Origin of the sequence: Pantoea eucrina (genome assembly GCF_020079945.1) — a bacterium.
Taxonomy (GTDB): domain Bacteria; phylum Pseudomonadota; class Gammaproteobacteria; order Enterobacterales; family Enterobacteriaceae; genus Pantoea; species Pantoea eucrina.
This window is the reverse complement of the sequence record NZ_CP083448.1, coordinates 755,297-778,244: the sequence shown is the minus strand read 5'-3', so window position 1 is coordinate 778,244 and position 22,948 is coordinate 755,297. Positions and strand designations below refer to the sequence as shown.

At 58.7% G+C, this 22,948-nt stretch carries 24 protein-coding genes and 1 pseudogene; 9 read left to right on the top strand and 16 right to left on the bottom strand.

The window, feature by feature from the left end; all coding sequences use genetic code 11:
• Positions 1–113 precede the first annotated feature (113 nt).
• Both LAC65_RS03555 and iraP read right to left on the bottom strand, forming a co-directional pair.
• Complete coding sequence (locus LAC65_RS03555; protein WP_039382937.1) at positions 114–422, bottom strand: PsiF family protein; 309 nt, start codon at positions 420–422, stop codon at positions 114–116.
• Positions 423–501: 79 nt separating this feature from the next.
• Positions 502–756, bottom strand: a complete 255-nt coding sequence (gene iraP / locus LAC65_RS03550) for an anti-adapter protein IraP (RefSeq protein ID WP_039382936.1) — start codon at positions 754–756, stop codon at positions 502–504.
• Between the two features lie 254 nt (positions 757–1,010).
• On the opposite strand from iraP, the gene LAC65_RS03545 reads away from it, so the two are divergent.
• Both LAC65_RS03545 and LAC65_RS03540 read left to right on the top strand, forming a co-directional pair.
• Entirely contained in the window at positions 1,011–4,103 is a 3,093-nt protein-coding gene (locus LAC65_RS03545) for a beta-galactosidase (RefSeq protein ID WP_224144831.1), read from the top strand.
• A 152-nt stretch (positions 4,104–4,255) separates the two neighbouring features.
• Entirely contained in the window at positions 4,256–4,507 is a 252-nt protein-coding gene (locus tag LAC65_RS03540; RefSeq protein WP_039382934.1) for a biofilm development regulator YmgB/AriR family protein, read from the top strand.
• 8 nt (positions 4,508–4,515) lie between these two features.
• Here LAC65_RS03540 and LAC65_RS03535 read toward each other — a convergent pair whose 3' ends face one another.
• Together LAC65_RS03535 and LAC65_RS03530 are read right to left on the bottom strand one after the other, a co-directional pair.
• Positions 4,516–4,830 (bottom strand): hypothetical protein, encoded by a 315-nt coding sequence (locus LAC65_RS03535; RefSeq protein ID WP_039385730.1) that lies wholly within the window; start codon positions 4,828–4,830, stop codon positions 4,516–4,518.
• Positions 4,831–4,999: 169 nt separating this feature from the next.
• Entirely contained in the window at positions 5,000–5,299 is a 300-nt protein-coding gene (locus LAC65_RS03530) for an I78 family peptidase inhibitor (RefSeq protein WP_039382933.1), read from the bottom strand.
• 432 nt (positions 5,300–5,731) lie between these two features.
• Here LAC65_RS03530 and LAC65_RS03525 point away from each other — a divergent pair, with 432 nt between their 5' ends.
• A complete protein-coding gene (locus LAC65_RS03525) occupies positions 5,732–6,379 on the top strand; it encodes a CPBP family intramembrane glutamic endopeptidase (RefSeq protein ID WP_039382931.1) in 648 nt (215 codons plus the stop codon).
• Between the two features lie 91 nt (positions 6,380–6,470).
• Positions 6,471–7,493: a LacI family DNA-binding transcriptional regulator gene (locus LAC65_RS03520; protein WP_039382930.1), complete on the top strand. Its 1,023-nt coding sequence runs from the start codon at positions 6,471–6,473 to the stop codon at positions 7,491–7,493.
• Here the strand turns inward: LAC65_RS03520 and LAC65_RS03515 are convergent.
• The 5 genes from LAC65_RS03515 to LAC65_RS03495 all read right to left on the bottom strand — a co-directional run bounded on the left by LAC65_RS03515 (position 7,487) and on the right by LAC65_RS03495 (position 11,395).
• Positions 7,487–8,926: a glycoside hydrolase family 1 protein gene (locus LAC65_RS03515; protein WP_039382929.1), complete on the bottom strand. Its 1,440-nt coding sequence runs from the start codon at positions 8,924–8,926 to the stop codon at positions 7,487–7,489. The genes LAC65_RS03520 and LAC65_RS03515 overlap by 7 nt on opposite strands.
• A 9-nt stretch (positions 8,927–8,935) precedes the next feature.
• A complete protein-coding gene (locus tag LAC65_RS03510) occupies positions 8,936–9,253 on the bottom strand; it encodes a PTS lactose/cellobiose transporter subunit IIA (protein ID WP_039382928.1) in 318 nt (105 codons plus the stop codon).
• The gene (locus tag LAC65_RS03505; RefSeq protein ID WP_039382927.1) at positions 9,253–10,569 is read right to left on the bottom strand and encodes a PTS sugar transporter subunit IIC; all 1,317 of its coding nucleotides are present in this window, start codon (positions 10,567–10,569) and stop codon (positions 9,253–9,255) included. Before LAC65_RS03505 ends, LAC65_RS03510 begins: the two co-directional genes overlap by 1 nt.
• A gap of 88 nt (positions 10,570–10,657) precedes the next feature.
• Positions 10,658–10,966, bottom strand: coding sequence for a PTS sugar transporter subunit IIB (locus LAC65_RS03500; RefSeq protein WP_039382926.1), 309 nt, complete (start codon positions 10,964–10,966; stop codon positions 10,658–10,660).
• A 246-nt stretch (positions 10,967–11,212) separates the two neighbouring features.
• Complete coding sequence (locus LAC65_RS03495) at positions 11,213–11,395, bottom strand: hypothetical protein (RefSeq protein ID WP_039382925.1); 183 nt, start codon at positions 11,393–11,395, stop codon at positions 11,213–11,215.
• Positions 11,396–11,608: 213 nt separating this feature from the next.
• Between LAC65_RS03495 and LAC65_RS03490 the strand changes: the two genes are divergently transcribed.
• Positions 11,609–11,779, top strand: coding sequence for a hypothetical protein (locus LAC65_RS03490; protein WP_166713742.1), 171 nt, complete (start codon positions 11,609–11,611; stop codon positions 11,777–11,779).
• Here the strand turns inward: LAC65_RS03490 and LAC65_RS18265 are convergent.
• Positions 11,742–11,852: a hypothetical protein gene (locus LAC65_RS18265; RefSeq protein WP_411828847.1), complete on the bottom strand. Its 111-nt coding sequence runs from the start codon at positions 11,850–11,852 to the stop codon at positions 11,742–11,744. The genes LAC65_RS03490 and LAC65_RS18265 overlap by 38 nt on opposite strands.
• Before the next feature lie 38 nt (positions 11,853–11,890).
• On the opposite strand from LAC65_RS18265, the gene LAC65_RS03485 reads away from it, so the two are divergent.
• Positions 11,891–12,130, top strand: coding sequence for a hypothetical protein (locus LAC65_RS03485; RefSeq protein ID WP_039382924.1), 240 nt, complete (start codon positions 11,891–11,893; stop codon positions 12,128–12,130).
• A gap of 64 nt (positions 12,131–12,194) precedes the next feature.
• On the opposite strand, the gene LAC65_RS03480 is transcribed toward LAC65_RS03485, so the two are convergent.
• The 5 genes from LAC65_RS03480 to LAC65_RS03460 all read right to left on the bottom strand — a co-directional run bounded on the left by LAC65_RS03480 (position 12,195) and on the right by LAC65_RS03460 (position 17,668).
• A complete protein-coding gene (locus LAC65_RS03480; protein ID WP_039382923.1) occupies positions 12,195–12,623 on the bottom strand; it encodes an OsmC family protein in 429 nt (142 codons plus the stop codon).
• A 60-nt stretch (positions 12,624–12,683) separates the two neighbouring features.
• Positions 12,684–13,874, bottom strand: coding sequence for an FMN-dependent L-lactate dehydrogenase LldD (gene lldD / locus LAC65_RS03475; protein WP_039382922.1), 1,191 nt, complete (start codon positions 13,872–13,874; stop codon positions 12,684–12,686).
• The gene (gene lldR / locus LAC65_RS03470; protein WP_223810701.1) at positions 13,874–14,638 is read right to left on the bottom strand and encodes a transcriptional regulator LldR; all 765 of its coding nucleotides are present in this window, start codon (positions 14,636–14,638) and stop codon (positions 13,874–13,876) included. Before lldR ends, lldD begins: the two co-directional genes overlap by 1 nt.
• Positions 14,635–16,284, bottom strand: coding sequence for an L-lactate permease (gene lldP / locus LAC65_RS03465; protein WP_039382920.1), 1,650 nt, complete (start codon positions 16,282–16,284; stop codon positions 14,635–14,637). Before lldP ends, lldR begins: the two co-directional genes overlap by 4 nt.
• 217 nt (positions 16,285–16,501) lie before the next feature.
• Entirely contained in the window at positions 16,502–17,668 is a 1,167-nt protein-coding gene (locus tag LAC65_RS03460) for a cyanate transporter (RefSeq protein ID WP_039382919.1), read from the bottom strand.
• Positions 17,669–17,755: 87 nt separating this feature from the next.
• On the opposite strand from LAC65_RS03460, the gene LAC65_RS03455 reads away from it, so the two are divergent.
• Positions 17,756–18,616, top strand: a complete 861-nt coding sequence (locus LAC65_RS03455) for a LysR family transcriptional regulator (RefSeq protein WP_039382918.1) — start codon at positions 17,756–17,758, stop codon at positions 18,614–18,616.
• 89 nt (positions 18,617–18,705) lie between these two features.
• Positions 18,706–20,083: pseudogene (locus LAC65_RS03450) on the top strand (amidohydrolase).
• Between the two features lie 841 nt (positions 20,084–20,924).
• On the opposite strand, the gene LAC65_RS03445 reads toward LAC65_RS03450, so the two are convergent.
• Positions 20,925–21,122 carry a hypothetical protein gene (locus LAC65_RS03445; RefSeq protein WP_039382914.1) on the bottom strand — a complete coding sequence of 66 codons (198 nt, stop codon included), beginning with the start codon at positions 21,120–21,122 and terminating at the stop codon, positions 20,925–20,927.
• Positions 21,123–21,492: 370 nt separating this feature from the next.
• Between LAC65_RS03445 and dbpA the strand changes: the two genes are divergently transcribed.
• Positions 21,493–22,872, top strand: coding sequence for an ATP-dependent RNA helicase DbpA (dbpA, locus tag LAC65_RS03440; RefSeq protein WP_039382913.1), 1,380 nt, complete (start codon positions 21,493–21,495; stop codon positions 22,870–22,872).
• Positions 22,873–22,948: the final 76 nt, after the last annotated feature.

The following is a 22,948-nucleotide window of genomic DNA, read 5'->3' as shown; positions in this document are numbered from 1 at the left end:
CGGATGCGGGATGACAAACCCCTGCAAAGAGTAAGTGTGGCAAAGCGTGGGAAACTGGCAGGAAAAATAAAGCAAGCGGCAGCTAAGTCATTAATCAGATGCCGCTTTTATCATCAGGCGCTTTTTTTCAGGCAGGTGCTCATAAAGGTTTTGCGCGCATCGCCCGAGAGATCTTTTTCCCCGGCTGCACTGTTGCAGCTTTTCATTTTCAGCTGCTGCGGCGTCATATTGCCGAGCTTGCTCTCTTTTTTCAGGCAGTCGCTCATAAACGTTTTGCGCTCATCGCCTTTCAGATTTTGCGTGGCGGCGAGCTGATTACAGCGCGCCATCTTCTCCTGCTGCGGCGTTTTTTCTGCAGCGCCGGCGCTGCCGACGGTAAACAGCAGCGCAGCGCCAGTCAGAATCAGTAACGAATTTTTCATTGCCGGGATCTCCGTGTAGGGGGGCTTTATCAGTCTGGCACGAAAATCAGTAAAACAGCGGCAAATCGCTTACGCGCGCTTACTGGCGAGGGTATTTGAGTAATTTTTCGATGTAATTTCGCAGCAGCACCGCATCAGCGCTCTCAGCAACCGGCGCGGCGGGCGGCATCGCGTTTTTAATCGCGCTGGCGATTTGATGGTGCTGTTCCGCATCCAGCTGGCGCAGCATGGCAGTCAGTACTATCTCCAGCGCCTCGATCTGTACCACCAGCTCTTTGGACGCCTCTTCTTTCTCCGCCAGCCTGAGCAGGAGTTCTGCAACCAGATTTTTCATGCAATGAACTCGATAAGGAAAGGAGTGCTGACGTTAGCACTGAGCAGAAGAAAACAACAAGCGCTTTCCCTCACTTTTGTGAATAAATAAGCCTTAAAAAAGCGTAACAATTCAACATCTAATGGCGAAACGTTTTGCTGCTGCAGGCAGCCTGCTGCAGATCCTGCTTTTTTGTCACGGTTTCAGCAAAGACCGCTTTACAGCTGATGCTATTTCCATCAATGTGAGCGCATTACAATTTCAGAGATATCATCATGACTTCTGCGCTCTCCTTAGCGGCTATTCTGGCGCGTCGCGACTGGGAAAATCCGGTTATCACCAGCCTGCACCGTCTCGATACCCATCCGCCCTTTGCCAGCTGGCGCGATGAACAGGCCGCCCGCGAGGATCGCCCGTCGCCTTCCCTGCAGTCGCTGAACGGTGAGTGGCAGTTCAGCTATTTTACCCAGCCTGAAGCGGTGCCGGAGAGCTGGCTGCAGCAGGATCTGCCGGATGCTACGGCGCTTCCGGTACCGGCTAACTGGCAGCTGTACGGTTATGATGCGCCAGTTTATACCAATGTGCAGTACCCTATTGCGGTTAATCCGCCGTTTGTGCCGCAGGCCAACCCTACCGGATGCTATTCGCTCACATTTACCGTTGATGATCGGTGGCTACAGCGGGGCCAGACGCGCATTATTTTTGACGGTGTTAATTCGGCCTGCTTTGTGTGGTGTAACGGACACTGGCTTGGCTACTCTCAGGACAGCCGTTTGCCGGCGGAGTTTGACCTTAGCGCCGCGCTGCAGGCAGGCGAAAATCGCCTGGCCGTGATGGTGCTGCGCTGGTGTGACGGCAGCTATCTGGAAGATCAGGATATGTGGCGCATGAGCGGCATTTTCCGCGATGTGACGCTGCTGCATAAACCGGACGTCCGCTTCGCGGATATCCAGCTTGAAACCGTGCTCAGCCCGGAGTATTCGCAGGGTGACTTGCGCGTCAGCGTCAAGCTTGATGCCAGCCAGACCGCGCTGGCAGGCTGCCATATTCGCGTCTCTTTGTGGCTGGGCGATACCTGCATCGGCACGCAGGAGCAGGCGCCCGGCAGCGCCATTATTGATGAGCGCGGACGCTATCCGGAGCGGGCCACGCTGCGGCTGCCGGTGAGTCAGCCACGGCTCTGGAGCGCGGAGACGCCCCACCTTTACCGCGCGGTGGTCACACTGCTGGATGCGCAGCAGCAGGTACTGGAAGCGGAAGCGTATGATGTCGGGTTCCGGCGCGTCAGCATTGAGCAGGGCCAGCTCTGCCTGAATGGCCAGCCGCTGCTGATCCGCGGCGTTAACCGCCATGAACACCATCCGGAACGCGGTCAGGTAGTGGATGAGGCCAGCATGCGCCGCGATATCGTGCTGATGAAGCGGCATAACTTCAATGCGGTGCGCTGCGCCCACTATCCTAACCATCCGCTCTGGTATCGCCTGTGCGATCGCTATGGTCTCTATGTGGTGGATGAGGCAAATATTGAAACGCACGGTATGCAGCCGATGAACCGGCTCTCTGACGATCCGCGCTGGTTTGCCGCCTTCAGCGAGCGGGTTACGCGTATGGTACAGCGCGACCGCAACCACGCTTGCATTATTATCTGGTCGCTGGGCAATGAATCCGGACATGGCAGCACGCATGACGCCCTCTACCGCTGGGTTAAAAGCAGCGACACAACGCGTCCGGTGCAGTATGAGGGAGGCGGCGCAGACAGCAATGCAACCGATATTATCTGCCCGATGTATGCGCGGGTCGATCAGGATCAGCCCTTCCCGGCCGTGCCCAAGTGGTCGCTGAAAAAGTGGATTGGCCTGCCGGGTGAACAGCGCCCGCTGATCCTGTGTGAATATGCGCACGCAATGGGGAACAGCTTTGGCGGCTTTGCCAGATACTGGCAGGCGTTCCGTGAGTTTCCGCGTCTGCAGGGCGGCTTTGTCTGGGACTGGGCCGATCAGAGCCTGACGCGCTACGACAGCAGCGGTAATGCCTGGCAGGCGTACGGCGGCGATTTTGGCGACACCCCCAACGATCGTCAGTTCTGTATGAATGGCCTGGTCTATGCTGATCGATCGCCGCACCCCGCCCTGTTTGAGGCGCAGCGCGCGCAGCAGTTTTTCCGCTTTGACCACGACGCCACGCAGCCGGGCCGCATCACCGTTACCAGTGAATATCTGTTCCGGCACAGCGATAACGAGCAGCTGCGCTGGTGCATTGAGCAGGACGGCGTACCGGTTGCGACCGGCACGGTGCCGCTCGATATTGCGCCGCAGGGCAGTCAGCAGATTGAGATTGCGCTGCCGTCAGGCCTGCAGGGTGCCGCGTGGCTGAATGTTGCGGTGCATCAGCCGGACGCTACCGCCTGGTCCGACGCTGACGCCCGCGTGGCGTGGGATCAGTGGCAGCTGCCTGCCGCGCTGCCGCTGCGCCTGCCGGCGATTGGCGACAGTGCGCCGCAGCTGCTTATGCAGCCGGAGGAGATTGAAGTGGCGATCGCGCAGCAGCGCTGGCGCTTCTCGCGCCTCAGCGGTGAGCTGACCGCGTGGCTGGTGGGTGAGCAGCAGACCCTGCTGACGCCGCTGCAGCCCTGCTTTGTCCGCGCGCCGATTGACAACGATATCGGCACCAGTGAAGCAGCCAGCGTGGATCCCAACGCCTGGGTCGAGCGCTGGCGGCGCGCCGGCTACGAAGAGCTTGAACCGGTGCTGCTGGCGATGCAGGCCGACAGCCTGGCGCACGGGGTACAGATTGAAAGCTGGCATCAGTGGCGCGTGCAGGAGCAGGTCTGCTTTACCACGCACCAGCGCTACTTTATCAGCGCCCGCGGTGAGGTTACGCTTTCCCTGACGGTGGAGCAGGCCGCCGGATTACCGCCGCCGGCGCGTATCGGCTGGCGCTGCCAGCTGGCGCGCTCGCCGCAGCAGGTCAGCTGGCTGGGTCTGGGTCCTCACGAAAACTATCCGGATCGCCAGCTGGCAGCGCAGTTCTCCCGCTGGCAGCTGCCGCTTGCCGATCTCACCACCGACTATGTTTTCCCCGGTGAAAACGGCTTGCGCTGCGGTACCCGGCAGCTCGACAGCGGCAGCTGGCAAATCAGCGGTGATTTCGCCTTTTCACTCAGTCGCTACAGTCTTGAGCAGCTGCGCGATACGTCACATCGTCATCTGCTGCAACCGGAAACAGGCTGCTGGCTGCATCTTGATGGTTTTCATATGGGAGTTGGCGGCGATGACTCCTGGAGCCCGAGCGTCAGCCCGGAATTCCTGCTGACGCAGCAGCGCTGGCAGATGATGCTGACGCTGCATCAGGACGATCGGCAAATGTGAAAAAATATGACGAAACGTTGCTGACAAGCTTACGGCGCGCAACTATGTTTAAAAAATAACCAGACGCGCGGCCACATTTGCGGGCATGCCGTTCAGGTTCTGTTGCTGCCGCCTGCTGGCGGCACGCCGTGTTGTCTCTGCGGAGGTCAGCCATGAGAACCTATCCTGACAGCGCCAGTCGGGCGATTACCGACTACTTCAACACGCCTGCCTGGCACGTGCCGCATGAGAGCGATCTGCTGGCGGCTATTATGCGGGAACTGATGGCCGAGGGGCAGCCTGCGACCAGTAAAGCGGTTATTGCGCGGGTCATTGAAAAGCTGGAGTTTGAGGGCGATGAGCAGCGTCTGCAGAGCTACCGGACGCTGCTGGCACAATTACTGGGCAGCGAGCCGGGAGCCTGAGGGATGATTTATTTTGCGACCCGCAGCTGATCGGCTTCGCTGACGACGGCTTTACCGCTCTGACGATGGTAGAGGCAGAGTTCACGTCCGGTGCGGTTTTTCATGTGCTTTTGCGGATAGCGTCCCTGCAGCAGCAGCGCGTCATAACCGGTGCGGTCGTCAAACTGCACCGGCTTACCCACAATTTTCGCCTGCGCCAGCGTACTGGCCAGCAGGCACGCCTGACGGCTCTGCTGCTCATTTTCCTGCCAGGCAGCTTCGCCGGATGCATGCGCCAGCGGGGCCAGCAGCGTTAACAGCAGAAAGCCTGAAAATCTTTTCATCATTACCTCTTGTTGCAGTAGCGCGTTCGCCGGTTAAAAAAATTCCCGCCGCAGCGGGAAGAAACAAGACGAACAGTGCATGTCTGAGATGACGAGGCGATCTCTGTTTGTCAGAGTATCCTCGCCGCCGGGCATGACAACCCGATGACAGTCGCGTGTCCGTCTGATGTCAGCCGCAGTAGACGCGGGTGATATTGCCCTCTTTATCGCCCATGAAATTGAGCCGGTGCAGATTAAAGTCCATGGTGACGGCACCGTTCCAGGGGATCGCGCGTACCGGACCCGCAAATTTCTGGCTGCCGATTGCAGTCAGCGGCTGGCCGACAAAATGCTGATACTGCGATGCGCGGCACTGATCGGTTTCCGGATCCACGCTGGCCTCAGCCTGGGTACTGGTTTTGCCGGCAGACTGACAGGCGCTCAAGGCCATGGCAGCGGTTAGCAACAGGACTTTTCCACAATGCGTCACAACTCTCTCCTTCGAACAGATAACAATGTCGCCTCTGAGAGTAGCAAAGCGCGGCGCCTAAACGAACGCTAACGGCTGAAAAAATGCCCGTTTACACGCCGGAAACGGCTATTTTCTGCGACCAGTTTAGGATTAATCGCACTAAATGACTCACTTTTGCCCAGAAAAAAACTATCATTTCTAAGAATCATCTGAGGAGGCTTACTATGGAACTCATGATTTTTATCGGCTGCGCTATTCTGATGACGTTCGTGGCTGTTCGCGTTCGTTAACGCGCTGGCCGGTGACCGCCAGGCACGCCCGTCGGGTATCTGCCCGCCGTGCCTGGTTTTTATTGTAAAGCTCAGGTGGTACTGAAATCTGAGATCGCGCACCTCGACAGCACTCAGCGCCATTGCTACTATGCCATTCCCCCTGCCCGCTGAGTCGCCTATGGATACTCAATCCGACAAAGTCACCTTAACCCTGTTTTATGCGGGCTGCTTTGTTGTCTATTACCTCGTAACGATGCTGATCACGCTCTTTCCCAACTATAGTGCGTTGCGGAATGATGGCCTGCTGGTGCCGGTACTCTGCCTGTTTGAGTTCGCCGTGATCTATCCGCTCTACCGCTTTTATTGTCAGCGGCGCAGCGATATTCCGCTGGGTGCCCTGCGGCCTCTGCAGACGCTGCTGTTTATTGGTGCCCTGTTTCTGCTGATGGTGGCTCAGACGCAGTTTTTACAGCCGGAGGGCTGGCTGATTGAGCAGAGCCAGCAGGGGCGCAACTCAATGCTGATTTTGCTGCTGACGGCAGTACTGCTGGCGCCGGTATTTGAAGAAGTGCTGTTTCGCGGCTTCCTGCTGCAGGCGTTTCTGCTCTGGGCGCCCCGCAGCCGCTTCGCCTGCATGCTGCTGACGTCGCTGCTGTTTGCGGCGCTGCATACGCAATATGTGCACTGGGAAACGCTGGTAGCGCTGACGCTCTTTTCGCTGCTGCTCTGCTATGCGCGCCTGCGCAGTAATAACCTCGCCCTGCCCATTTTCCTGCATACGCTGAATAATCTGATTGCGATCCTGCCCGCCTGGTTCTTTGCCTGATCGGCTTCACTGTTTACCTGGGCACTCCTCTGCCGCCGCGCATTTTCAGTTACTATCACACTTACACGTGAAGGGATGATGGGACGGAAAAATGATTACAATGCTGGATGTGGCCCGGAAGGCTGGCGTCTCTAAAGCCACCGTATCGCGCGTACTGGCGGGTACGCGCTACGTCAGTAAAGCGACACAGCAGAAAGTATTTCAGGCGATCGAAGAGACCGGCTATCGTCCTAACCTGCTGGCACGCAGTCTGGCAACGCAGAAGTCACAGAATATTGGTCTGATTGTCACCCATTCCCTGTTCAATGGCCCCTATTTCAGCGAGCTGCTTTATCAGACCGCCACCCTGACCAATAACTACGGGCGCCAGCTGATTCTGGCGGACGGTAAAACCAGCGCCGACGATGAACGGGCGGCCATTGAATTTCTGCTCGATCTGCGCTGTGACGCGATCATTATCTATCCGCGCTTTCTGGATACGGCCGCGCTGGAAGCGCTGATTGAGCAGCACGCCATTCCGATTATGGTGGTAAACCGGCAGCTGACGCAGCATGCAGAACACTGCGTCTGGGCCACACATCAGCAGAATACCTTTGATGCCGTACGGTATCTGATCCAGCGCGGGCATCAGGATATCGCCTTTATTACTGGCCTGCCGGGCTCGCCCACCGCTGCCGCACGGCTGGCGGGCTATCAGCAGGCGCTGGCTGCCCATCAGCTACCCTTTGAGCCTGGCCGGGTCATCCAGGGCGCATGGACCTCGCTCAGCGGTCAGCTGGCCACACAGCAGCTGCTGGCGTCGCAGATCGCGTTCAGCGCGCTGATGGCGAGTAATGACGATATGGCGATGGGCGCGGCACTGGCGCTGCACGAGGCTGGAAAACGGCTGCCGCAGGATGTCTCTCTGGTGGGTTTCGATGACATTAATATGGCCGCCTTTTTTCTGCCGCCGCTGACCACGGTACATGTGCCGGTTGCTGAAATGATCCAGCACACGCTGGCGCAGCTGGTCGCCATGCTGGAAGGCAAGCCGGTTAGCGTGTTACCGCCCTTTAGCGGGCGGCTGATTGAACGCGCGTCGGTTGCTGACGGACCCGCGCGGCGCGATCAGTAGCTGACCGCGTCGTCGAGCGTAGCGCCGTTGCTGGCAATAAGCTGCTGATACCAGAAAAAGCTCTTTTTACGATAGCGCGCCAGATCTTTCAGGTCATGTTCATCGCGGTTTACATAGATAAAGCCGTAGCGTTTACCGATCCCCTGATGGGTACTGACCAGATCGATCGCTGACCACGGGCAGTAGCCAAACAGCACCACGCCATCCGCAATCGCCAGCCGCAGCTGCCGCAGATGATCGCGCAGATAGGCGATACGATAATCGTCGTGTACTTTGTTGCCCGCCTCCAGCGTATCAAAGGCGCCCAGGCCATTTTCTGTGACAATCAGCGGCAGCGCATAGCGCGCGTAGATCTCACGGGCGGTGATGCGAAAGCCGACCGGATCGATATACCAGCCAAACTGATTCTGCGACAGATGCGGATTATTGCAGCCGACATACACCGTGCTGTCGATACCCGCCATCTGCTGATCGGCTTTCTGCTTACTGTTGAGTTCACCGCGTGCCGCATCCGGCAGGTCAGCGCTGACGGTAGCGGAGGCGTAGTAGTTGAACGCGATAAAATCGGGTTTGCCCGCGGCAATGATCGCCATATCATCCGCCGCAATCTCCGGCAGCCAGCCACGCTGCTGTAAAAAGGCCCACACCACCGCGTTGTAACGTCCGTGCACCGCAAGATCAAGATAGAGCCAGTTACGAATGGCTGAAAAATTATCGGCGGCCAGCCCATCTTCCGGCCGTGAGCTGGCGGCGTAAACGCAGGAGATATTCGGCGCCGGACCGATTTTTGCGTCCGGCAGACGCTGATGACAGGCGATCATCGCCTGCGCCTGCGCCAGCATCATATGGTGATTCTGCTGATAGAGGCTGCGCTGCACATCTTCTGTGCCTTCTGCCAGCGTGCCGATGACCTCGCCCTTGAGGATCATCATGTTCTGCTCATTGATGGTCAGCCAGTATTTTACCTGTTTGCCATAGTGTTCAAAGCAGGTGACGGCAAAGCGCTCAAACGCTGCGACAGTGCGCCGGTTTGACCAGCCGCCCGCCTGCTGCAGCGCCCACGGCAGGTCAAAATGGTAGAGCGTGACCAGCGGTTCAATACCCTGCCGGCAGATTTCATCAATCAGCTGCTGGTAAAACGCCACGCCAGCCGGATTAAGCTCGCCGTCGCCGTCGGGATAAAGGCGACTCCAGGCAATCGAAAACCGGTAGGTTTTCAATCCCATTTCGGCCAGCAGCGCAATATCCTCTTTAAAGCGGTGGTAGTGATCGCTGCAGACAGTAAAGTCAGTGACGTTATCGCGGAAGCGCGCGTGGTCGATGACTGACGGCCCTTTGCCATCCGTATTCCATGCGCCTTCAACCTGATACGCCGACGTTGATGCGCCCCAGAGAAATCCATCCGGAAACGCACCGGGATTATGATGCTGCATAGCTGCTCCTTACTGTTGCGCCGCCAGTTCACGACGCAGCTGAATGATCTCTTCCGCCAGTTCGCGACAGAGCATGGCGTTCATCAGATGATCCTGGGCATGTACCATAATTAAATTGACCGGAATCTTGCCGCAGCCCTCATCAGCACCAATCAGTTCGGTCTGGATACGATGCGCCGCTTTCGCCGCCTGCGTGGCGGCCGTGAGCTGTGCGTCCGCTTCACTCCACGCCTGATTACGCGCCGCACGCAGCGCCTGCATGGCGCAGGAGCGCGCCTCTCCCGCCTGAATAATCAGCTCCATTACCGTGGTTTCATCAATTTCCATCATGACTCCTTAGCCAGTTGTGCCGCTGCGGCCTGCTCCTGCTCCTGTTGCAGCAGCTGGCGCTCATACATTTTGAAAAACGGGTAATAAATAAGCGTGGCAATCGCCACCAGCACGGCAATCAGCACGATCACGCGCCAGTCCCAGCCGGTTGACCAGGCGGCGCCAATCGGGGCGGGCGTGGTCCACGGTGCCAGTGAGACAACGTGATTAATCAGGTTAGTTTTGGTGGCGGTCCAGGCGATCACGGCGTTAACCAGCGGCGCAAGCAGAAACGGAATAAACAGGATGGGATTCATCACCACCGGTGAGCCAAATATCACCGGCTCGTTGATGTTAAACATGCTGGGCACAATACTCAGTTTGCCAATTGAACGCAGGTGCGCCGATCGGCTGCGCAGATAAAGCAGTACCAGCCCCATAGTGGAACCCGATCCGCCTATCACAATGAAAAACTGCCAGAAAGGTTCAATAAACACGTGCATCACCGGCTCACCGGCGTTCAGCGCCTGCTGATTCAGTCCGAGATTGGTCAGCCAGAACGCCTGCAGAATGCCCCCGACGATCACCGCACCATGAATGCCGGCAAACCACAGCATATGGCATAACAGCACCGCAATCAGCACCGCAGGCAGTGAATCAGATGCGGAGATGACCGGCGCGAAGATGGCCATAATCGCCTGTGGCAGCAGCATGCCAAACTGCGCCTGCACCCACAGGCTGAGCGGAAACAGCGTGAGAAAAATGGCAACAATCGGGATCAGCAGATCGAACGACTGGCGGATTTTCGGCGGAACCTGCTCGGGCAGCTTAAAGCCGATATGGTGTTTCTGCAGGAAATGCATCATTTCTGTGGCAAACAGCGCCACCAGAATCGCGGTGAAAATCCCTTCCCCGCCCAGCGAGCCTACCGGCAGTGTCTTATCACTCTGGGGAGCGGCCACCACCAGAAAAGCCATCAGCGACAGGCTCGCCGCCATAAAACCATTCATTTTGTAACTGGTGGCCAGGTTATAGGCGATAGCACTGGCGATGTAGAGCGCCATAATGCCCATCGTCATATTGTAGGGCATCATGATCTGCGCTTCGTGCGCCTGCACCATACCCAGCCACCACTGTGCGAAAGCCCATGAGCTGTCGGCAGAGAATGGCGGATGGGCAAACAGCAGCATAAACGAACCGACAATCAGAAACGGCATAGAAGCGATAAAGCCATCGCGGATCGCGATAACGTGACGCTGACTGGAGAGGCGTCCGGCGAACGGGCTGATACGATTTTCAATGACGCCAAATAAAGATTCACTGATGCTGCTCATGAGCAAGCTCCTTGCGACAGGCAACAAGAGAATTAACCTGCGCAGCAGCTGCGCAGGCGGAAGAATTATTTGAGTGCGGGCGTTATTTTCAGGCGTGAATCAGCTTTAATGAATCTGCTAATATTTTCTCGCCGTTCATCATGCCGTAATCCATGCTATTTATGACGGCGATAGGCTTATTAAGCTGCTGGGCTATCGGGGCGAAATCAGCCAGTTTATATTTAATTTGCGGACCAAGCAGGCAGCAATCAACACCCTGAATTTCTTCGTTAAACTCCTCTATTCCTACTGCTTTTATCTCCACATCAAGCCCCTGCTCTTTTGCCGCTTTTTCCATTTTCTGCACCACCATGCTGGTGGACATTCCGGCGGCACAGCACAGTAAAATCTTTGGCATGATCGTTTCCTTTGAATGATGTTTAATTAACGAATACACAGCCAGAAGATTTTCTGCAACCGGTTTCAGATCTGGATACAGAAAGTGTGAGAAATATCAAAACTCAATCCGGATAAATTAACTGGCAGAGAAATAGTGCAGGAGAGTGATTATACAGGCACAGGGGCATAATCGTATGAAACAGCCATCTGGCCGTCGCCGCAGCATCGGTTAGCTGCAGCAGAACGTGCCGGACGGCTGAGGCTGTCAGGAGATAGCAGAATCTTTATGTTTATCCGCTTCAAAGTGACTCTTGAACTGCTCATAAATGGAGATCATATTTGACGCATCGCCATGCAGAGGGCTTAATTTTCCGGCACGGACCAGCTCGATAACCAGCTGCAGTGCAGCCTGTTTTGGACTGCTGGCAGGATGGGCAATATCAGACATGCTTTTCTCACTCGTTTAAAAGGGGTCAGCTGCACAGTTTAGCCTGGATTATGCCGGGTTTGGATGCGCAGCGCGCTGCTGGCAGACCGTTCGGATAAAAAAGCCGCTCGGGGTGTTCATTGACCTGTGAGCCAATTGTCTATACTGGATCAAAAAAGGGAACACACAGCCACACATTCCGTACCAGCGCGAAGGTGTTAAAGGAGCCCGGTTATGCTGATTGGTTTTGTTCTATTAGTGAGTGCCTGCGGGCACGATGCCTGTGACGCGTTGCCGGTATCAGAGCGTATTTATCCGACAAAAACGGCCTGTGAAACCATGGCCAATCGCATCTATAAAGTCCGTCCTAACGTGGTCTTGCTGTGTGGCGAGGTTCATCGCTGAAATGAGGCCAGGATTTACTGCATTGCTCACATTTTAGCCGTTCGCCATTGCAAGCGCTGGCAATAAGGTTCAAAATATAAGCTGTTTTACACTATCATCGTTGTGAATCCCATGAAGAAATCGCGCCCCCGCCGTCCTGCCGGACGCTGGGTTTATTACATTTTGTATGATGGGATCCTCTGGCCCTGCCCGGTGCGCTGGGAGTGGGAAAATGGCTTCGATGGCTGGCTTCCCTTCTACTATTCACCCACGTTTGAGTTTGTGGCGGGCGATCCGCGCAAGGCGTATCGTATTGCGCGCAGTAGCCTGCGTAATGTACGCGAAGCGCTGCATGATGCAGAGTATGCCTGAGTGCAGAAACAACAATGCGCCCGCAGGCGCATTGTTAAAACATTGACCGTTGCGCGTAACGCAATCAGTTATTCAGCGTGTAATCCAGCGTGATTTCTGCATTCAGCAGCTGTGATACCGGGCAGCCTGCTTTCGCTTTCTGAATAATCTCATCAAAGGCATCTTTATCCACGCCCGGCAGCGACACGGTGCTGGTCAGTGCCACTTTAGTAATGGCAAAGCCTTCGCCTTTTTTGTCCAGCGAAACATCGGCGGTGGTGTCGATGCTCTCCGGCTTATGGCCGGCATTGCCCAGCATCAGCGACAGCGCCATGGAGAAACAGGCAGCGTGTGCGGCACCAATCAGCTCTTCCGGGTTGGTCCCTTTTTCGCCTTCAAAGCGCGTATTAAAACCATACGGCTGCTGATCCAGTACGCCACTCTCTGTGCTGACGGTACCTTTACCTTTGATGTCACCTTCCCAATGGGCCGATCCTTTCTTGTGAATGGTCATGTCATTCCTCCTGTTAGTGGACAGCACTGAGTATAGACAACCCGCTCTGTTTTGCCTGGCTCAGCGCACCGCACGCGGGCGCGCAGGCTGTAAACCCGCTTCTTTCAGCAGGGCGTTAGCCTGCACCAGCGAATCCTGGGTGATGTCCGCGATCGATTTTGCGCCGGTCAGCGTCATCGCGACCCGCATCTCTTTTTCAATCAGCGTGAGCAGATTCTCCACGCCGCGCTGCCCGTGCGTCGCCAGCGCATAGATAAAGGCGCGTCCCAGCAGCACGCTGTCGGCACCGAGCGCCAGCATGCGCACCACATCCAGACCGCTGCGAATGCCGCTGTCTGCCAGAATGGTGATATCGCCTTTAACCGCATCGGCGATGGCCGGCAGCGCACGCGCTGACGAGAGCACGCCATCGAGCTGCCGTCCGCCGTGGTTGGAGACCACGATGCCGTCAGCGCCAAAGCGCACCGCATCGCGCGCATCCTCCGCATCCAGGATGCCTTTAATCACCATCGGCCCCTCCCAGAAATCGCGGATCCACTCCAGATCCTGCCAGGAGATAGAGGGATCGAAGTTGTTAGCCAGCCAGCCAATGTAATCCTCCAGACCGGTGGGTTTGCCGAGATAAGCTGAAATGTTGCCCAGATCGTGAGGCCGGCCGTGCAGCCCGACGTCCCACGCCCACTGCGGGTGGGTTACTGCCTGCCAGTAGCGGCGCAGCGCGGCGTGCGGTCCGCTCATGCCGGAGTGCGCATCGCGATAGCGCGCCCCCGGCGTGGGCATATCGACCGTAAACACCAGCGTTGTACAGCCGGCTGCTTTGGCGCGCTCCAGGGCGTTACGCATAAATCCGCGATCGCGCAGCACATAGAGCTGAAACCACATCGGCCGGTTGATGGCTGGCGCCACCTCTTCGATAGGACAGAGCGAGACGGTAGAGAGCGTAAAGGGGATCCCCTTCTGTGCCGCCGCCCGCGCCGCCTGTACCTCTCCCCGGCGCGCATACATGCCGCACAGCCCCACCGGCGCCAGCGCCACCGGCATCGCCAGCGTCTCATTAAACAGCCGGGTTTCCAGACTCAGCGCGGACATATTTTTCAGCACCCGCTGACGCAGCGCGACGTCTGAAAGGTCAGCCACGTTGCGCCGCAGCGTATGCTCAGCATAGGCACCCCCATCCAGATAGTGAAACAGGAACGGAGGCAAAATGCGCTGCGCTGCGGCGCGATAGTCACTGGCAGCAGAGATAATCATCAGGTGTTCTCCTTACGGGTCGCTGCCGTTTCGCCCGGCAGGCGGGTGATGCGCGCCTGACGCGCTTCATCTTCATGCAGCGTTTTCATCGTGGTATGGACAAAGCCGAGGTGATCCATCGCCGCCTGACGCGCGGCAGCGGCGTCTCCTGCCATCACCGCATCAAACATTGCCTGATGCTGCTCATTGAGGCGGTTAAAAATCACCGGCTGGGTATACATGCGCTGACGGCTGTGCAGTACCGATGACTGCAGCAAATCGAAAAAGCCGCGCATGGTCTGCAGTAAGACCAGATTGTGTGAAGCCTCTGCGATGGCGAGATGAAAACGCAGATCGGCCTGCGCGGCGAGATCGGGATCGCCGCAGTCGTTCAGTCGCAGCAGCGCATCAAAGGCGTAGCGCAGTTTTTCTTTATCCGCTTCCGTTGCGCGCAGCGCGGCGTGCCAGGCGGTACTGGCCTCAATGGCGTGGCGCGCCTCCAGAATATCCCAGCGGTAGTCGGGATCGGCCGCCAGCAGCTGACGCATCGGCTCGACGATACGCTGTTCTGACCAGGGCTCCGGCGGCTGGCACAGCCAGGTGCCGCCGCCGCGTTTGCTGATCAGCACGCCGCTGTTAATCAGCTGCTGAATCGCCTCGCGCAGGGAGGAGCGCGAGACGCCCAGCAGCGCCGCCAGCTGGCGCTCGCCCGGCAGCCGCATGCCGGGCGTCAGCTGCTGCGCGCTGATCCAGGCGCTGAGACGTTCGCGCAGCGGCGCGCTCACGGGATCATCCACGTCAGCACGTAGGCCTGCAGCGTGGTGATCACCCCGACCATGCAGGTAAAAATCAGGCTGTGTTTCACGGTAAAGCGGAACAGATCGGACTCTTTCCCCACCAGCCCGACCGCCGCGCAGGCGATCGCAATCGACTGCGGCGATATCATCTTACCGGTCACGCCGCCGGTGGTATTAGCGGCTACCAGCAGGATATCAGAGACGCCAATCTGCTGCGCCGTGGTCGCCTGCAGCGCGGCAAACAGCGCGTTGGAGGAGGTGTCCGATCCGGTCAGAAACACGCCCAGCCAGCCGAGAAACGGTGAGAAAAAGGTAAACGCCTGCCCGGTGTGCGCCAGCGCCAGCGCCAGCGTAGCAGAGAGCCCGGAGTAGTTAGAGATAAAGGCAAACGCCAGCACCATGCCGATAGAGTAGATCGGCAGCGCCAGCTCTTTCAGCGTCTCTGCGAACGTCTGCAGCGCCGCGCGCGGTTTCATCCGCAGCCAGAGGATCGACAGCAGTGCCGCAACCAGAATCGCCGTGCCGGTGGCTGAAACCACATCGAATTTAAACAGTGCAGCGTACGGCGTGGCCTGACTCACCACCGGCGGCATCCGCGCCACCAGCTCATGCAGCAGCGGTACCGGCACGGTAAAGACCCAGTCATAGAGTGCGCCGCCTTTGGCAAACAGCGCCTTGAACGGCGGAATACTCCACAGCGTCACCGTCGCGGTAAGGAACAGAAACGGCATCCATGCGCGCACAATCTGCGCCAGCGTATAGCGCTGCGCTCCGGGCATGGCGTCAGCTGCATCGCGCTCTTCAAAACGGAAAATGCGTACCGGCTGCCAGCGACGTAAAAACAGCGTCAGACAGATCAATGAGGCGAGCGAGGAGATAATATCGGGCAGCTCCGGCCCGAGGAAGTTGGAGCTCAGGAACTGAGCAATGGCAAACGATCCTCCCGCCACGATCACCGCCGGCCAGGTCTCTTTCACCCCGCGCCAGCCATCCATGATCGCCATAATCCAGAACAGCACAATCAGCGTCAGAAACGGCAGCTGTCGCCCGGCCATCTGACCAATCTGAAAGCTGTCCAGCCCGGTGACCTGCCCGGCCACAATAATCGGAATCCCCATCGCGCCGAACGCTACCGGCGCCGTATTGACAATTAAACAGAGGCCCGCCGCATAGAGCGGTTTGAAGCCCAGCCCGACCAGCAGCGCAGCGGTAATGGCCACCGGCGCACCAAACCCTGCCGCCCCTTCCAGGAAGGCGCCAAAGGCAAAACCGACGATCAGCATCTGCAGGCGCTGATCCGGCGTGATCGACAGGATCGACGCGCGAATAATGTCGAACTGCCCGGTTTTAACCGAGATCTTATACACAAACACGGCGGCAATGATGATCCAGGCGATCGGCCACAGGCCATAGAAAAAACCATACACCGCCGACGCCAGCGCCTGCCCCACTGGCATGCCATACAGCAGCAGCGCCACCAGCAGCGCCAGCACAACGGTCGCCGTGCCCGCCTGGTAGCCTTTGAGCTTGAGTTTAATCAGCGCAAAAAAGAAAAAAACAATCGGTATCACTGCGACCAGGCTGGAAAGCCACAGATTATTAAGCGGATCATAATTTTGCTGCCATACCTGCATGCCATTATCTCCGGAGGAGTGAAACCGGCACGGTGCAGCAAAACATGCACCGTGCGACAGTGCCCGTGACGCGCTGAAAGTGGTCGGACCGCATTCAGGAAACCGGGCTTATGGCGTCAGATAGTTAATGCGTTGTTAACTGAAAGCAACGCATTGCGGGAGAATTTTGCAGCAGTGTGACCAGGCAAAAAGGTTTTAACGCTTTTGGTAGGACCAATCAGCGCGACACGTGAGTAAATGCGCCGGTATAGCTGTGCGGATGAAAGCGCAGGTTCAGCGCAATCAGGCCCAGCGTAATCATACCCTGCATCAGCCAGACGCTGGAGAAGCTGCCGCTGAACGCCTGCAGCTGGCCGGCGACAAACGGCATGCAGCCGGCAATGATAAACCCGGCGCCCTGCATAAATGCCACCAGGCGTGCGCCCGCCTGCGGGTGTGGCAGGTGATCAAGTGCCAGCACCATCGTCAGCGGAAACGCGGCACCCAGGCCAAACCCGGCCACTGCGGCCCAGCACCAGGGGGCGAACTGCGGCGCAACCAGCAGGCCAGCCATACCGGTCAGCTGACAGAGCAGGCTGAAAATCAGCGGCGGACGCCGGTCGGTGTGGCGGGCCAGCAGCGGCATCAGCAGCGCACCGATAACCTGACACAAAATCATTACGCCAAGCAGTGAACCGCCCGCCTGTTCACTCCAGCCGGCCTGCTGATACGCGTCCGGGAGCCACGCCACGCAGGTGGCGTAGCCGCCGTTTACCAGGCCAAAGCTCAGCGCCAGCGACCAGGCGCGCGGCGTGCGCCACAGCGGGGGCAGCGCCGGTGCCGGCTGCGTCGCCGTCGCCGGCAGCCTTATCCCCAGCCAGAGCAGCAGGGCCAGCAGCGCCGGTAAAGCCCAGCTGCTTAACGCCAGCGTCCAGCCCATTCTGGCGCTGATCCAGGGCGTCAGCGTCGCCGCCACCCCGCCGCCGCCCATCAGCGCCCCCGCCCACAGCCCGGTTACGGCAGCGCTGCGCTGTGCAAAACGCTGGCGGATCACACCCGGCATCGCCATCTGCACCACGCCAGCACCGAGGCCCGCAACCAGCGCGCTGGCGACCAGTCCGCTGCCGCTGCCGGTAGCTGCACGCGCCAGCAGCGCCAGCAGCAGCAGCAGTAATCCCGCCTGCAGCAGGCGCTGCAGCGCAATACGCTGTAAAAGCGATGCGCTCAGCAGCGCCACCGCGCCCATCATGATCATCGGCACCGCCGGCAGCAGCGACGCCGCCAGCGGTGACAGGCCGATCGCCTGGCGCAGCTGACCGAGCAGCGGGCTGACCGACGTCAGCAGCGGACGCATATTCAGTCCGGCCAGGATCAGGGCGGCCAGCGTCAGCGAATTTCTGTTCATAAACACTCTCAGTGTGAAAAGTTTGCCAGCATCGCAGCAGTAGTTACTATTGGGAAATAAAATAATGCCATAGCGAACAGTGGAAAAATGAATCGTCAGCCTATGTTCACGCCTCAGCAGCTGCTGAGCTTTGTTGCCGTCTGCGAAACCGCCAGCTTTACCCGAGCCGCCGGGCGGGTTCATCTTTCTCAGTCCACCGTCAGCCAGCAGGTGCGCCGGCTGGAGGAGATGCTCGGCAAAGCGCTGCTGGTACGCACGTCACATCAGGTTACGCTGACCGAAGAGGGTGAAAAGATGCTGGCCTACGCGCGCCGCATCATTACGCTTAACGGTGAAGCGTGGGATGTCATGGGCGATGCCTGGCGAGACGGCGTTCTGCGGCTTGGCGTACCGGAAGATTTTGCAGCGCCGACCGCCGGGCTGCTGGCGGATTTCAGCCGGGCACACCCGCAGCTGCGTCTTGATGTTATGAGCGGCATGTATGTTGATCTGCACCGTGCATGGCTACGTGAAGAGCTGGATATCATGCTCATCAAGCAGCCCGGCGGCGAGCGTCCCCTCGCCTCGCGCCCTGAGCCGCTGCTCTGGCTCGATAGCCAGGCTCATCCCTGCTTTACCCGCTCGCCGGTCCCGCTGGTGGTATTCCCGCAGCAGGGACTCTACCGGGAGGAGATGTGCCAGGCGCTGGACCAGCTGGCGCGCAGCTGGCGCATCAGCTACAGCAGTGCCAGCCTGGCGGCGCTCGCCAGCGCCAGCGAAGCCGGACTGGGCCTGACGCTGCTGCCCGCCAGCTGCCGTCTCCCCGGCCATCGCGTGCTGGGCCTCGCCGAGGGTCTGCCGCCGGTCACACATTTTGAGCTGGCGCTGTTCTGCCGTCTGCCGCAGGATGCGCTGCAGCAGACGCTGGCGCAGGCGCTGGCTGAGTTCTGCCATCTGCAGTGGCAGTGATTTTTCCACTGCCGGGCAGTGGCAAATATCGCAGCGGCGGCCCGGCAGATTTGTCAGATTAGGGTTTTCCCTGCGATCCGGAGCCTTTTATGTCCGTTACCTCTGCCAGCCGTCGTTCTTTTCTCAGCCAGGGCGTTCGCCTGACCGCCGCCGGAAGCCTGCTGGCTGCCGGTATGAGTCGCGCCGCGCCGTTACCCGCTCTTCCAGCCTGTCAGACTGCCCTACCCCCGCCTGACGCTGCTCACTATCAGCTCTGCAACGTGCGTCTTGAAGAGGCGTTTGAACGCGAAGGCGGCGAGGTGATCGCCACCCGCACCGCGTGCTACAACCTCACGATTAAAGAGGGGCTGTTTGTCGCGATTGAGCCAGCCAGCACGCCACGCAACGCTGCGCTGCCGCAGTGGGATGCACAGGGCGCGCTGCTGCTGCCTCGCACCCGTGATATGCATATCCACCTTGATAAGACGTTTTACGGCGGCCCGTGGCAGGCTCCGCGCCCGCGTCAGGGCAAAACCATTATGGATATGATCGCCCGGGAAGAGGTGCTGATCCCGCAGCTGCTCCCCACTTCACAGGCGCGTGCCGAAGCGCTGATTGCCCTGCTGCAGAGCAAAGGCACCACCGAAGCGCGCAGCCACTGCAACATCGATCCGGTCAGCGGCCTGCAGAGCCTGGCGCACCTGCAGCAGGCGCTGGCACAGCATCCCGATTTCCGCTGCGGAATTGTTGCCTTTCCGCAACACGGCCTGCTGCACTCAAAGGTTGATCGGCTGATGCGCGAGGCGATGCAGCCGGGCGTCACGCATGTGGGCGGCCTCGATCCGACCAGCGTTGATGGCGCAATGGAAGCGTCGCTTGATGCGATGTTTCAGATAGCGCTCGACTATCAGCGCGGCGTGGATATCCATCTGCACGAAATCAGCGCGGCGGGCGTAGCGGCTATTCAGTACATGATTGATACCGTTGCCCGTCATCCGCAGCTTAAAGGGCGCGTAACGCTGAGCCACGGCTTTGCACTGGCCACGCTGGAGGGAGGTGCGCTGGATCGGATGATTGCCGGCATGGCGGAGCAGCAGATTAGCCTGGCGTCCACCATTCCGATCGGCAGACTGACCATGCCGCTGCCGCAGCTGCAGGCGGCAGGCGGCAGGCGTCAACGTGATGGCCGGCACTGACAGCGTGATCGATCACTGGTCCCCTTTTGGCACCGGCAGCATGCTGGAAAAAGCCAATCTCTATGCTCAGCTTTACCGCGGCTCTGATGAGTATGGGCTAAGCCGCGCGCTGCATATCGCAACCGGAGGTATTCTGCCGCTCTCTAATCAGGGCGTGCGGCAGTGGCCTGCGCTGCAGGATGAAGCCAGCATGATGCTGGTGTCAGCCAGCTGCTCCGCTGAAGCCGTGGCGCGGATTGCGCCGGTGCAGGCCACCTTTCAGCGGGGCAAAGTGGTGTTTTTTGCCGGTTAAGCGCCGGTTCTGTTCGCTACGGGGCCCCGGGGCCGGTTCCGTTCGCCGTCAGCGGCGGCAGCAGCCTCCGCCCCGGCGCGGCGACCGGGCAGAGGACGCCTGGCCGCGCCCTCTGCACTCCCCGGCCCTGCGCCAGCCCCGTCCGCCGCTGCGCGGTTCCCTCGCTCACGCCCGCTTCCCCGGGACCGGCCGCCATTCGCTCCTGCTCACCGCGCCCTTTCGCCGACGTCCTGTCGGCTCATCCCGGAACCGTGCCCTCTCTCGGCGGACCCGGATGGCGCTTCCCGCCGCTGCTGGTTTTTTTCTCTTTCCTGGGGTTTTTTATGGCGGTTAGTTCTGTTGGTTTGCGCTTTTTTCTTTCTTACGTTTTTTATGGCTGAAGGTTTTGTGAAGAAACTTCAGCGCACACCAAACCAAATTTAAAAAAAGAAACGAAGAATTTGCAGGCGGGGAGGAGGGGCGCTATCCGCAGCGCCGGGCGCAGAGTGACGGCCAGGGCGAGCCGGCAGGACGCCGGCGAGAGCGCGGGTTGAGCAGGAGCGAATCCGCGCGGTCCGTTAAGGCCGGAGGGATAAGTCCGGGAATTCGCGAGGACGGCGCGGGGCGCGGATTGCTAAGGGGCGCGCCCACCCGCCCCTTAGCCCGTCCGCGTGCGGAAATGCCGCTGAAACTGCCAGAAGCCTGGCGGGCGGAACCCCTCCGGTGCCGCGCTCAGCCCTGCCCTGACGGGCGGAACCCTCTCAGTGCCCCGCGCTGCTAAACACCCAGCCCAAAAACAAAAAAGCCTCCGGCTGGAGGCTTTTGTCTTACTAACCGGCGACACCCGCCGCTGCATAGCGTTTTACGACAACATCTGAATGGCCAGCGCGTAGAGGCGCTGATGATCATCGTCACTGACTGGCTCTTCTTCCGCATAACAGGCGATCATTGAGCTGACTTTATCAGAGGATAAAGCTTCTCCATGAAGGTGCAGCGTTAATACGGCGCGGCCGACGATTTTCAGAATGTCTTCGCTATGTCCCTGGAGACTATGACTCAATGAAATTGACCTCTGAAGTAAATTCGTTCGCCAAATGGCGCGCTCAATATAGATCAGAACAACAAGGGTTTTTAATAAGAATTTCCTTATGCTGCGTAATATATAAGCCTGACCCGGGAGAAATTTATCTTAAATTGCCGCTGAAAAACGCACTAAAAGCGTTAATCTCCTTATTTGCTGAGTGATTTTTATACGCCAAAGGATCGTTACGGATAATAACTTATTAAAACTTTGCAACAATAAGCCCCCTGATGCGGGACAGGCTTTTGTTCTCTCTCCGGCCGTATGCATCAGGCGAATTACCGTTGCTGCCCGCGTGGCTTTCTGCCAGACTGGCCGCGTTATCTTCCCTCCTATCTGAGACATCTTTGTGACTGCTTTTTCAACCCTGACGCAACTGCCCGCCAGCCAGCTCGACAACCTGCGCGATATGGGCTTTGATGCGATGACGCCTATCCAGGCAGCGTCGCTTCCCGCCATACTTGCCGGCCGCGATGTGCGTGCGCAGGCGAAGACCGGCAGCGGCAAAACCGCTGCGTTCGGTATCGGCCTGCTTAATCGTATCGACAACAGCCAGTTTCATACCCAGGCGCTGGTGCTCTGCCCGACGCGTGAACTGGCTGAACAGGTCAGCAATGTGCTGCGTCAGCTGGCACGTTTTACGCGCAATATTAAAATTCTCACGCTGTGTGGCGGCCAGCCGATGAGCGCACAGCGCGATTCGCTGGTGCATGCCCCGCACATCGTCGTCGGCACGCCAGGCCGACTGCTGGATCACCTTAAGCGCGACAATCTCGATCTCAGCCAGCTGCAGACGCTGGTGCTCGACGAAGCCGACCGCATGCTGGAGATGGGTTTCCGCGACGATATGGAAGCGATTATTGGCTTCACGCCCGCGGCACGGCAGACGCTACTTTTCTCCGCCACCTGGCCTGACACCATTGCCAGCCTGAGCCAACGCTTTCAGCGCGACGCGCTGGCGGTTGCAACGGAAACCGAAGCGGAGCTGCCTGCGATTGAGCAGCAGTTTATCGAAGCGAGCGCAGGCGAGCGCGTTAACCTGCTGTGCGCCCTGCTGAGTCAGCACCAGCCCGCCTCCTGCGTGGTGTTCTGCAACACCAAACGCGAGTGCGATGATATTGCCGCTGCGCTGAACGATCGCGATATCAGCGCGCTGGCGCTGCATGGCGATCTGGAACAGCGCGATCGTGAGCGCGTGCTGATCCGCTTTGCTAACGGCAGCAGCCGCGTCCTGATTGCGACCGACGTAGCCGCACGCGGTCTGGATATCAAATCGCTGGCGCTGGTAGTCAACCTTGAGCTGGCGTGGGATCCGGAAGTGCACCTGCACCGCATTGGTCGCACCGGGCGAGCGGGTGAAAAAGGGCTCGCGGTGAGCTTTGTGGCACCTGACGGCATGGCTCGCGCCCATGCGCTGGAGGATTACCTGCAGCAGAAACTTAACTGGGTGGCGGCCGCTACCTTAAAAGGCAGAGCGGCACAGGCGCTTCCTGCGGCCATGATGACACTCTGTATTGATGGCGGACGCAAAGCAAAAATCCGTCCGGGTGATATCCTGGGCGCGCTGACAGGCGAAGCGGGCTTCAGCGCCGATCAGATCGGTAAAATTGACCTGACACCGTCGCACGCCTATGTCGCTATTGCGGCAGCGCAGGCGAAAAAAGCGCTGATCAGGCTCAAAGAGGGCAAAATCAAAGGGAAAAGCGTACGCGCGATTCTCCTGAAATAGTATGGCCATAGCGTGAGGGCGATCGCGCCCTTGCGCTAAATCTTCCCCTTCTCCCTTCATTTTTCGCGCGCCCTGC